We start from the raw sequence: 11,118 nt of genomic DNA, 5'->3' as shown, positions 1-11,118 counted from the left end.
ATCTTTTCACGTCGCCGCGTCCGCGAGCGGTTCGACTTCATCCAAACCGTAAAAAAAACGATGCCCCGTTTGCCGCGCGAGGCCCATGTCCTTGCCGGGATCGTCTTCAAGAACCAGCGCGAGATGGATGCCTTCCTCGGCGTCCTGTTCGATGGCTTCAATGATGCCGATTTTGCCGGCGATCAGCATGTCAATGGCATCGGCGCGGCGTTTGGGCTGGATGCGCACACGGTCGCCCGCCTTGAGTTTTCTTCCGCTGAGCGCGACCTCTTGCAGCGGCCGGGTGGGATTGAAAAACTCCTCGACATTTTTTGCGCCGTGCATGACGCCGTGCATCTTTAGAAAATCCTCAGCCGTGGCGGACTCGCTGCGCTCCAAAATTCCGCGCGCAAATTCATCCACCTGGCGCATCTCCAGTTTTTCGGCGTCGGTCATGGTCATCACCCGCAACGTCAGAATCTCATCAATCTCGGTGCCATCAAAAAAACTGCCTTTGCTGGCCGCAGCGATCTCTGGATAATCATAAAGAATGATCGGCGAAGAAAGGAGCGTGTCGCGCTCGGCTTTTTGTTTGTCGCCAACGAGCACGGGCCAGACGCCGGTGTTTTTGCAAGCCGCCGCCGCGTCTGCAAATTCATCCGGCGGTTCGAGCAGGGAAATAAATTCGCCGCCGATGGCGTGAAGAACCGCGTGCGTGGAAGCGAATGTGCGCATGATGACGGCGTCCTGACTTTCACAATCCGGCGCGCTCATCGGCGTGAGGTTGCAAATCCGCACACTGATTTTGAGAATGCCGCCGGGAAGCGGAGCCGCAGCTATTTCGATCACGCCGGAGACGGCTTCGAGGCGGCGTTGAATGACCGCTGCTTCAGCACTGGTTTCGATGCCCAGCATTTCGACGGTGCGCGACGCGTCAAAAGCAAACGGAACCGTAGCGTGCCGGGTTTCTGACGCGCTCAATGGTCCAAGTGCAACTGGAATTTTACGCTCGACAGCTTCCTGCCACGAATGATGGACGACGTTCCCCACGGATAATTGATCAACTCGACGAAATGATTTGTCCGCGCCGGAAAGATAACCGACTTCGCGCCATATAGGTTGCAGGAAGCCTGCGATAATTTCGACCGAGACGGTTTCGCTGGCGGGTTTCAGGAGGCATTCCGTAAGGTTCGCGCACGGCTCGGCGCCTTTTTGCGAATCGCTGTAATCCTTTGGATAGATGCGGCCAAAGGTAAAGCGTTCGCGTTTATTTTTGATCGAGGAACTCCGGTAAGGATACAAAATATATCCCTCGTAGAGAACCGCGCTGACGATTTGCTCAAGGAGCGGAGATTTCATGTGACACTCCCGAAACTGCGTTCGGCGAGGCAGTTATAAATAAAAAGTGGTGGGTTGGCAGGGACTCGAACCCTGGACCAATGCCTTAAAAGGGCACTGCTCTACCAACTGAGCTACCAACCCAAACGGGCGGTTATTATGCCTCACTCACGGGAAGAGGCAAGTAGTTTTGCAGCCAATTCGTTGTGCGCTTCGTTGCGATAATGAGCCAATCAACAAATTACTGCCGGTCGCGTCGAATCTGGGATAGATTCCATCATACAGAAAGCCAGAACAAAATACCATGAACGACAAGCTCGACGGAATACTCGAACGCATCAAACAACTCGAGAAAGAATTGCCGGACGAAGCGAGAAAAAAGCAACAGGACTTTCGTTACACGGTACAGGATCGAAAGGTTCGCTTTCACGAAGGCGTGCAAGCCGCGCACGAGCGGCTGGTGAAAAAATTCACGCGCTATCTTTATGATTCCAAACCGCTGACTGTGCTCACCACGCCCATGTTATTGTTTTGTGCTTTGCCAGTGGTCTTCATTGATCTTGTGGCCGGGGTATTTCAATTCGTCTGCTTTCCCGTGTACGGCATTCCCAAAGTAGTTCGGAAGGATTACGTGCTGATGGACCGGCGAAAATTAGCCTACCTGAACTGGATGGAAAAGTGGAACTGCGGGTATTGTGAGTATGTGAACGGCGTGCTGGCGTATGTGCAGGAGGTAGCGGGCCGGACGGAACAATATTGGTGTCCCATCAAACACGCGTTGCGAGTGAAGTCCACCCATAGCCGCTATTCGCATTTTTTCGAATACGGCGACGCGGAGCAATACCGGAAGCGCCTGGAAAGTGTGCGCCGGGATTTCGACGACCTGACGCACAAAGAAGGGTGAGCCGAGTTTGGATGTGATTCAGCCTGAAGGCCGATTTCACAAACGTCCCGGACTGCGCAACCCGGCGCCGCGGCGCTTCGTCAAACCATCGCCGAGGTCGGTGCGGGAGGCTTCGGCAGCGGCTTCGAGTTTTTTCACGATGTCGGGGTGTTGCGCGGAGACGTCGGTGGTTTCGCCGATGTCGTTGGCGAGATCGTAGAGTTCTTCTTTTTCTATTTTGCGATGCGAATATGGAACGGGCACGCCGTTGGTGCCACCGGGCTGTCCGGCAAGGGTTTGGTAAGTGTGGGGAAATTGCAGTTTCCAGCGGCCGTCGCTGGTGGTCATGGCTTCGAGGTCGTCCACGTGATAATAAAATGAGTAGGCGTCGTGGGGATTTTTCGCGCCGGGCTGGCGGGAAATAATCGGCCAGATATCCAAGCCATCAATCTTGTGCCCCGGCAAAGTTGCGCCGGTGACTTTGGCAATCGTGGGGAACAGATCAATGGTCATCAGCATGTCCCAGGTTTCCGCGCCGGCGGGAATGTGGCCGGGCCAGCGCATGAGGCAGGGAACGCGCGTGCCGCCTTCCCAATTCGTGGCTTTGCCTTCGCGCAAAGGCTTGGCGGACCCGGCGTGGTTGCCGTAGTTCAGCCACGGGCCATTGTCCGACGCGAAGATGACCCAGGTATTTTCGTCAACGCCGTTTTCCTTGAGGGCGGTCAAAATCTGCCCGGCAGACCAATCAATTTCCTCGATGACATCGCCGTAAAGGCCGCGCTTGGTTTTGCCGCGAAATTTGTCGCTCACACCGAGCGGCACATGCGGCATGCTGTGGGCCACGTAGAGAAAAAACGGATGCGATTTGTTCTGCGCGATGAATTTTACAGCGCGCTCGGTGTACCAGGTGGTGAGGTGATTCAAATCATCAATGGACATTTCGGGACGGAAAATTTTGTCGCCGTCGTAGATCGGCAGATTTGGATATTCGCGTTTGATGGCCACCATGGTAGGCGGAAAATTCGTGATCAAATCCGGCTGGCCCGGCCAGAAGTCGCACGAGAGCATCAGGCCGAAATATTGATCAAACCCATGCTGCATCGGCATGAACTGGGGCGAATCGCCAAGATGCCATTTCCCGAACATCGCGGTTGCGTAACCCTTTTGCTTGAGCAGTTGCGCGAGCGTCACTTCGCCATCGCCAATGCCGACTTTCGAATGCGGCCCGAGGGCGCCGTGGATGCCGATGCGGTTCGGATAACAACCGGTCAGCAGCGCCGCACGCGAAGCGGAGCAGATCGGTTGAGCGTCGTGAAAATTTCTGAAGATCACGCCCTCGTCCGCCATGCGATTCAAATTGGGCGTGTCGAAGCCTTCGGCGCCGAATTTGCCGATATCGGCGTAGCCTTGGTCGTCGGTGAGAATGATCACGATGTTCGGCGGTCGTTCCGCGCCGGGTGCGGGTTTGGTGGAAAGAATTGCCAGAAAGAAAATCAACGGCGCGAGGGCCGTATAGATTCTGGATACGCGGGATGGTTTCGCGGAGATCATTTCTACTATCGAGATAACGAATTTTTGCGCGGACGGCCAATGCTTTTTTATGCAGTGAAGATTGTCGCGGAGACGATGGCAAAGGATTTGAATTCAAGTCGGGATAGGTTACAAGTGGCAGATGGTTTTTAATCCGGGGAAAATTGTCCGTCATGATTAGCAAACTTCCACGGTGGGTCTGGCTGGGAAGTTCGGTGATGGCGTTGATGGCAGGCGCGATCAATGCGGTGGGATTCCTAAGCTTCGAGCATCATGGCGTCACCCATCTGACCGGCAGCACGACCCTGCTGGGAATCGCGATTGCGCAGGGTGACGTGGAGAACCTTCGGCATTTTATCATGGTGATCGGCGCGTTTCTCGTGGGTTGCATTTTCAGCGGTTATTTGGTGAAGGACAGCACTTTGAAATTGGGACGGCGTTACGGTTTCGCGCTCCTGTTTGAAGCGGCGTTTCTGTTTGCGGCGGTGCCATTTTTGAATCGCAACCGCGAAACCGGAATGTACCTGGCATCATGCGCATGCGGACTGCAAAACGGAATGGTGAGCACGTACAGCGGCGCGGTGTTGCGGACGACGCATGTGTCGGGATTGTTCACGGACATCGGAATATTTCTGGGGCAACTGCTGGCGGGACTGAAAGTGGACACCCGGCGGTTGCAGTTGTACGTTTTGTTGCTCGCATCGTTTTTGGGCGGGACGATTCTGGGTGCGGCGGGTTTTGGCAGGCTTGGAAATAATGTTTTATTGGTGCCTGCAACAGTGACGGGAACTGTGGGGCTGGCGTACTTTATTTATCAGCAACGGAAACGCAGCGAAGCGCGCTGATGTTAACGCAATAAAACCCGGAATATCTGCCCCAAGATCCGCGGCTCTTAGCGCCGAATCTGGCCACGGACTCGTGGGACGCGCTTCAAGGGAGGCTCGCAAGGAGAAATTGTTTGGTGCTCGCCATGTCGTGGTCGAGGTGCGCGGCTTCATCGTACAACGGGCTGATAGCGGCGGAGGGAGCTTCGCTTAAAATATTTCCGCCTAATTCCAAAGCGGAATCGGCGGCGGCGAACGCGGGCGGTTCGGACGATTTTTCTTTTGCGAGTGCATGAGTGAAAACGCGGACTGACACGAAGACGGCTAATAAGACCAGCGAAGCGAGGCAGACATAGCGGACTACGTGAAATATCGAGAAACGGTTTTGCGTTGCGGGAACTTTTGCAGAAGCCGATACCGAACGCATGATCGAGGTGTGAAGAAACGCCGGAGCTTCTGGAATGGGTGATTGATTTTTGAGTCGCTGATCCAAGGTTTGGGACTCTTCCCGGAAACGCTGCGCCGATGGCGACTGACTAACGACCCGTTCCAGCGTGGGCGGCAAGGGACGGCGGTCATTGAGGGAATTTGAAACCAGGAATTTTAAGAACCACGTTTTCATATTATTTTCTCCTTGGCCAATAATTTTGATTCCAGAAAAGCAGAAGGCCGTTTTTCGGCAAGGGCATGATCGGTCTTTGAATTGATTCGCGAAATCGGTTCGCCGCACGCGGCGTTTGATTTTAATTCGCGGCCAAGAATCTGGCGCGCGCGGAAGAGCATCACTTTGACGTGGACTTTGGTTTTGCCGAGCGTTTGAGCGATTTGCGCCACGTCCAGGTCTTCGACATAATGAAGCCACAACGCTTGATATTGATTGGTCTTCAAATGTTGCCGGGCCAATCGCCACAAATCCTGCCCGGCTTCGCGGCGCGCGGCGACTTGGGACGGGTCGGGAATTTCAGGGAGTTCCGGGATTTGTGAATCGGCGATGACGGGCGCGGCGCGATGGCGGTCTATGCAGATCCGGCGCGCGATGGTAAAGAGCCACGGCGCAAAAACGCGGCGCGTGTCGAATCGTCCGATGTTTTGAAATGCTTTTACAAAGGTGTCTTGTGTGGCTTCGCGGGCGTCGGTCGGGTTGCGGCAAAATTGAAATATGAACGCATAGATACGATGCTCATAACGATAAACCAGTTGCTCAAACGCGGCGAGCGAACCGGCCTGCGTTTCGCGAGCCAGTTCCTCGTCGGAGATGGATGGAAGTTCTTCAGCCAAGTTGATCGAACTCCAGTTGTTTAGATTATTTTATTGATTTGCATCGCGAGCGGCCGCTTTACGCGCGGCGTCAGCCTTGATAATGGTGACGACTTTATCAGCGGGCAAAGCAAGGGTCACGATCACGCTGGAACCATTTTGCTTCACCGCGAGGGCATTGGCAATGGCGACGATGTCCGATTTGTCGGTTTGGATTTTCATCAGCGCGATCAAACCCTGGGCGATGGAGAGGATGTGTTGGGCGACGTCTTCGTTGTCCGCGATGAGGGTCAGCGCGCCGTGAAGTTGTTCGTGCGTTTCGCCAAAAGTGAGTTGAACACTTTTGGAAAGTTTCAAAATGGCGGCGCTGGGATTGGAGTTGGGGAAATTTATTTTGGTCGCGGCGGCTTCGAGGAAATAGCTGTCGCCCGGAGCACCTAGTTCCGGGAACGCCGCTCCCGAGGCAAGACTTGGCGATGCGCCATCCATGACGTCCAACACTTTTGCGACATCGGTTTCGCGCCGGCTAAAGACAACGCGGTTTCCCACGATGCTCGCGAAGACGCGCGAACTGTCCTCGCCCCCTTCCACTTTCTTTTTGACAACCCAGCTATGGATGACGTGCTTATTATGATGAGTGCTTTGATATTCGCCCACGCCCTTGGCCAGGGTGACAAGACGCTCGGCATCAAAATCCGCGTAGGCGATCAACACGCCGTCTTCGGGTGAGGGAGTCGTGCCATAGCGCGTGAAGCCGTGAAGCTGGGTCCGAATGTCAATGCTGAAAATGGCTTGCAGGTCGGCGAGTTTGTCCCTGGCTTCCGGCTTGTCCAGTTGAGCGAGAATATATTTGCCGATGGCGGTGGGGCGCAGGGCATCGGCGTCGAGATGCAATAACCAGGCGGGGTCGGCCATCACGTCGGTGCGTTGCAATGGGGCGGCGCAGACGGAGAAGCCGGTTGCGCATGCGAGGGTGACGCCAAGGGTGAATCTTTGAAAAATTGATTTCATAAAATAATAATAATAATCGCGAGATCGGATGGCTTTATGCCTCGACCACATTGAGGCATACGGAAATGAAGGGCGGGAGGTTACAATTTAATTGCGAGGTGGTTGAATGTGGCCATGTGTCCTCGCGTGCTGCCATCGGCGCCCTCGCCGATGGTGGTTGGGTGAGCGAGTTTTAAAGGAAATGTGCGAATTTTCCGGTCATCTCGGATGTGGCTGGCGAGGGCGCCAACCACTGCACGCGAGGGCGCGTGCGCTCCCCGGGAATATAAATCAGCCCTCCCGCATTCAAGAACAATGTCAAGATGCGCACCCCCTTTGTTGTCTGAATGATTGCCCTTTTCGATTTCATGGGGTTGGGTTACTTATGGAAGGGTGAATTTCCTGCATGAAAATTAATCTCGCATACGGACGCGGGCATTTGCCGATCGAACTGCCGGACAAGCGGACGACGGTGATCGAACCGGCGCATACTCCGGGGCTGGCCGACGAACGCGCGGCGATGATGGCGGCGCTGGAGAAACCGATCGGCGCGGCGCCGCTGCGCGAATGGATCAAGCCGGGTGACAAGGTGTGCATCGGGTTCACCGACATCACGCGGGCGACGCCGAATCACCGGCTGATTCCGTGGTTGCTGGAATATCTCGCGCATGTGCCGCGCGAACAAATCACGTTGCTCAATTCGCTAGGGACGCATCGGCCGAACACGCGCGCGGAATTGGAGCAGTTGCTCACGCCGGAAGTGGTCCGCAATTATCGCGTGCTGAATCATGAGCCGGAAAATCCGGCGGAGTTGGTGCCATTCGGCACGACACGTGATGGCACACCGGCGTTGATCAACCGTCATGTCGCGGAGGCGGACGTGCGCATCGTTACCGGTTTTATCGAGCCGCATTTTTTCGCGGGATTCAGCGGCGGGCCGAAAGGCATCATGCCCGGGCTGGCGGGACTCGAAACGGTGATGAGCAATCACGGCGAAAAAATGATTGGCGATCCGCGCGCGACGTTCGGCGTGACCGATGGCAATCCGATCTGGGAGGAGATGCGCGATATCGCGTTGCGCGTGGGAAAAAGTTTTTTGCTGAATGTTTCGCTGAATGAGACGCGCGCCATCACGGGTGTGTTCGCGGGAGATTTATTGGCCGCGCATAAGGTTGGTTTTGAATTCGTGCGCCATGCGGCGATGCAGCGGGTGAAGTCGCCGTTTGAAATTGTGGTGACGACGAATAGCGGGTATCCACTCGACCAGAACCTTTATCAGGGCGTGAAGGGCATGAGCGCGGGCGCGCGGATTATCCAGGAGGGCGGCACTTTGATCCTGGCGTGTGAATGCCGCGAGGGTGTGCCGGCGCAAAGTCCGCTGGATAAATTGTTGCGCAGCGCGGGCAGTCCCGAGGAAATCCTGGCGTTGCTGGCGACGCCGGGTTTCGTGCGGCCAGAACAATGGCAGGCGCAAATCCAGGCGTTGATCCAGCGCAAGGCGCGGGTGCTGATCCATAGTTCGTTGCCGGATGAAATCGTGCGCACGGCGCATCTGACGCCATGTCATGACATCGGCGCAACGGTGAATGAGCGGCTGGCGCAACTGGGACCGGAAGCGCGAGTGGCGGTGCTGCCGCAGGGGCCGTTGACGATTCCGTATTTGGCTTAGGCTGAATTTAACCGCGGAGACACGGAGGCGCGGAGGTTCTGCGGACGGCCACTGGAGGAGGAAGAGAAAAAAACTCTATTGGACTTGGGTTGGCAAAGGCGAACGCGAGCTTTGTTTCGTTTGGCGTTGACTTACAGGCCTGCCTCGCTTCTCTCGGGATAGTGGATTTAAAATGGGCGCAGTTAATGAGAAGCGTTGGTTTTTGGGGGGTTGATTAAAAAAATTGACGTCGCAAAAATATTTGCATTTCGTAAAACTCGTGTCATAAATTCTTTCAGCCACCTGGATCAGCGATGGCGGGCAAAAGCCCGTAGCTGAATTTAAACAGGTGGCTTTTTGCTGCCTGCGTTTCAAAAATCTGTCACGCCCCGGCTTCACAACCGGAACTGAGATTATGAAAAAACAGGACAAATCCCTTCGTAATATTCCCCTGCCGTTCATGGTGATTCCATTTATGGCCGGCGCCCTCAATGGACTGGCGCAATCCGCAACCAACCAGCCCCCTCAATCAGTCCATTCCACGAACACCAACACCAATGCAATCACAAGGTTGCCGGAAGTAATTGTCACCGGACGGCAGGACAGCCTGCTTGGCATCGCAGCTTCCGCTTCGCAAGGAACGGTGGGCGCGGCGGAAATTCAGGATCGGCCATTGCTGCGCACGGGAGAAATTTTGGAAACGGTTCCGGGTGTCATCATCACACAACACGCGGGCGGCGGCAAAGCCAACCAATATTTTCTGCGCGGTTTCAATCTCGATCATGGCACGGACTTCGCCATCTTCCTGGATGACATGCCGCTCAACCTGCCTTCGCACGCGCACGGCGAGGGATATTCGGACATGAATATCGTCATCCCCGAATTTGTGGAGCGGCTAAATTATGAGAAAGGGCCGTACTATGCGGACGTGGGCAACTTCGGTTCGGCTGGCGCGGCGCACCTGGATTTTTACAAGGTATTGCCGCAGGATTTCGTCACCATTGAAGGGGGCATGTACAGTTTTGAACGGGGCGCTTTCGGCGCATCGCAAAAAATTGAGGCGGGTACTTTGACCTACGGCGCTGAAGTTTATCACGATGACGGTCCATGGGTGCATCCAGATGATTATCATAAGTTTAACGGCATACTCACCTATAGCCAGGGCGATGATGCGAGCGGTTTTAGCGTCATTGCGCGGGGTTATCGCGGCAAATGGAATTCGAGCGATCAACTTCCTGAAGACGCCATTCCGCAGGTGGGTATTTTTGGAACGCTGAACCCAACAGATGGAGGCGTGTCGCAGCGTTACAGCCTGCAAGCCGAGTGGCATCGCCACGACGACGAGTCGGAGACGAAAATCACGGCTTACGGATTCTACTACTATCTCGATTTATTTTCCGACTTCACCTATTTCCTGACCGACCCGGTTCAGGGCGATCAGTTCGAGCAACAGGACAATCGCTTCGTTGCCGGGGTGGATGCGCATCATACGATCTTCAATCGCTGGTTTGATCGCGACGTGCAAAACACCTTCGGCGTGCAGGTCCGCAATGACTGGATTGACAACGGCCTTTACCAGACGGACAACCGCGTGCGGGTCAACAAAACCGATGTGGACACGGACGATGGCATACCCGTCACGTTGCCCGCGGAGACGCAAAGGGACCGGTTCACCGACACGCAGGCCGGCGCTTACATGGAAAATAAAATCCAGTGGGCGGACAAGTTTCGTTCGGTGGTGGCGATTCGCGGCGATGTGGACTACTTCGACGTGACCAGTTTATCCGATCCCGTTAATTCGGGCACTTCAACCACGGCGTTGCCAAGTCCAAAGCTCAGTCTTATTTTCGGGCCGTGGGCCAGGACGGAGTTCTATGCCGAAGGCGGATTCAGTTTTCACAGCAATGACGGACGCGGCGCGACGCAAACCGTGGAACCCATTTCGGCGGATAATCCGACGCCCAATACACCGGTCGCGAGAATCCCCGGCCTGATTCAAACCAAAGGCGCGGAAATCGGAGTGCGCACCCTCGCCGTGCCGCATTTGCAAAGCACGTTTTCAATCTGGTATCTGCGCAGCGATTCCGAATTACAACAGGACGGCGATACGGGAGGGACGACGGCGTCGAAGCAACCGAGCGACCGTTACGGCATTGAATGGGCGAACTATTATACGCCGGTGGAACATCTGACGTTCGACTTTGATATTGCGGATTCCATCGCCCGTTTTACCTCGGTTGATTCGGACGATGCCGCGCCGATTGGACCGGGCACGACGGTGCAAGGCCCCGGCGGAACGCGGGTTCCGGAAGCGGTCGGATTGGTGATTGCGTCGGGCATTACGCTGCATGACCTGGGTGGGTTCTCCGCGAGCCTGCGGTTGCGTTACTTTGGGCCGCGGGATTTGACTTCGGACGGAATTTACCGTTCGGACTCGACCTTGCTGCTCAACGCGGAAGCGAGTTACCAAATCAATAAAACCTGGCGGGTGACGGCGGAATTTCTGAACCTGCTGGACAATCGGGATCACGATATTGATTATGCCTATACTTCGCGCGTGGTTCCTTCGGCAGCGGTTTTGCCACAATTTACCGCTGTGTCGCACCCGGTCGAACCTTTCCAAGTGCGCGTCGGAGTGACCGCGACATTTTAATGAATCATCCAACCCG

At 55.3% G+C, this 11,118-nt stretch carries 9 protein-coding genes and 1 tRNA gene; 4 read left to right on the top strand and 6 right to left on the bottom strand.

Annotated elements, in window-relative coordinates; all coding sequences use genetic code 11:
• Positions 1 to 6 precede the first annotated feature (6 nt).
• Complete coding sequence (locus VH413_12385; protein HEX3799488.1) at positions 7 to 1,338, bottom strand: hypothetical protein; 1,332 nt, start codon at positions 1,336 to 1,338, stop codon at positions 7 to 9.
• A 47-nt stretch (positions 1,339 to 1,385) separates the two neighbouring features.
• A tRNA-Lys gene (locus tag VH413_12380) sits at positions 1,386 to 1,461 on the bottom strand.
• 160 nt (positions 1,462 to 1,621) lie between these two features.
• On the opposite strand from VH413_12380, the gene VH413_12375 reads away from it, so the two are divergent.
• On the top strand, positions 1,622 to 2,221 hold the full coding sequence (locus tag VH413_12375; GenBank protein ID HEX3799487.1) for a hypothetical protein: 600 nt from the start codon (positions 1,622 to 1,624) through the stop codon (positions 2,219 to 2,221).
• Positions 2,222 to 2,257: 36 nt separating this feature from the next.
• Here VH413_12375 and VH413_12370 read toward each other — a convergent pair whose 3' ends face one another.
• The gene (locus VH413_12370) at positions 2,258 to 3,751 is read right to left on the bottom strand and encodes a sulfatase (protein HEX3799486.1); all 1,494 of its coding nucleotides are present in this window, start codon (positions 3,749 to 3,751) and stop codon (positions 2,258 to 2,260) included.
• Between the two features lie 152 nt (positions 3,752 to 3,903).
• On the opposite strand from VH413_12370, the gene VH413_12365 reads away from it, so the two are divergent.
• A complete protein-coding gene (locus tag VH413_12365; GenBank protein HEX3799485.1) occupies positions 3,904 to 4,575 on the top strand; it encodes a YoaK family protein in 672 nt (223 codons plus the stop codon).
• Between the two features lie 85 nt (positions 4,576 to 4,660).
• On the opposite strand, the gene VH413_12360 is transcribed toward VH413_12365, so the two are convergent.
• The 3 genes from VH413_12360 to VH413_12350 are packed head-to-tail and all read right to left on the bottom strand — an operon-like array spanning position 4,661 to position 6,822.
• A complete protein-coding gene (locus VH413_12360; GenBank protein HEX3799484.1) occupies positions 4,661 to 5,176 on the bottom strand; it encodes a hypothetical protein in 516 nt (171 codons plus the stop codon).
• The gene (locus VH413_12355; GenBank protein ID HEX3799483.1) at positions 5,173 to 5,832 is read right to left on the bottom strand and encodes a sigma-70 family RNA polymerase sigma factor; all 660 of its coding nucleotides are present in this window, start codon (positions 5,830 to 5,832) and stop codon (positions 5,173 to 5,175) included. The genes VH413_12360 and VH413_12355 overlap by 4 nt, the downstream gene beginning before the upstream one ends.
• A 30-nt stretch (positions 5,833 to 5,862) precedes the next feature.
• Positions 5,863 to 6,822 carry a hypothetical protein gene (locus tag VH413_12350; protein ID HEX3799482.1) on the bottom strand — a complete coding sequence of 320 codons (960 nt, stop codon included), beginning with the start codon at positions 6,820 to 6,822 and terminating at the stop codon, positions 5,863 to 5,865.
• Between the two features lie 385 nt (positions 6,823 to 7,207).
• Between VH413_12350 and larA the strand changes: the two genes are divergently transcribed.
• Both larA and VH413_12340 read left to right on the top strand, forming a co-directional pair.
• Positions 7,208 to 8,470 (top strand): nickel-dependent lactate racemase, encoded by a 1,263-nt coding sequence (larA, locus tag VH413_12345; protein ID HEX3799481.1) that lies wholly within the window; start codon positions 7,208 to 7,210, stop codon positions 8,468 to 8,470.
• A gap of 394 nt (positions 8,471 to 8,864) precedes the next feature.
• A complete protein-coding gene (locus tag VH413_12340; protein HEX3799480.1) occupies positions 8,865 to 11,102 on the top strand; it encodes a TonB-dependent receptor in 2,238 nt (745 codons plus the stop codon).
• Positions 11,103 to 11,118: the final 16 nt, after the last annotated feature.

This window comes from Verrucomicrobiia bacterium, assembly GCA_036268055.1.
Classification (GTDB): Bacteria; Verrucomicrobiota; Verrucomicrobiia; order Limisphaerales; family Pedosphaeraceae; genus DATAUW01.
The sequence above is the reverse complement of the archived record's forward strand: the minus strand, read 5'-3'. Positions and strand labels throughout refer to the sequence as shown.

Excerpts from the sequence above, each read along its gene's own strand:
- VH413_12385 (HEX3799488.1), bottom strand. The coding sequence starts at position 1,338 with ATGAAATCTCCGCTCCTTGAGCAAATCGTCAGCGCGGTTCTCTACGAG.
- VH413_12375 (HEX3799487.1), top strand. The coding sequence starts at position 1,622 with ATGAACGACAAGCTCGACGGAATACTCGAACGCATCAAACAACTCGAG.
- VH413_12370 (HEX3799486.1), bottom strand. The coding sequence starts at position 3,751 with ATGATCTCCGCGAAACCATCCCGCGTATCCAGAATCTATACGGCCCTC.
- VH413_12365 (HEX3799485.1), top strand. The coding sequence starts at position 3,904 with ATGATTAGCAAACTTCCACGGTGGGTCTGGCTGGGAAGTTCGGTGATG.
- VH413_12360 (HEX3799484.1), bottom strand. The coding sequence starts at position 5,176 with ATGAAAACGTGGTTCTTAAAATTCCTGGTTTCAAATTCCCTCAATGAC.
- VH413_12350 (HEX3799482.1), bottom strand. The coding sequence starts at position 6,822 with ATGAAATCAATTTTTCAAAGATTCACCCTTGGCGTCACCCTCGCATGC.
- larA (HEX3799481.1), top strand. The coding sequence starts at position 7,208 with ATGAAAATTAATCTCGCATACGGACGCGGGCATTTGCCGATCGAACTG.
- VH413_12340 (HEX3799480.1), top strand. The coding sequence starts at position 8,865 with ATGAAAAAACAGGACAAATCCCTTCGTAATATTCCCCTGCCGTTCATG.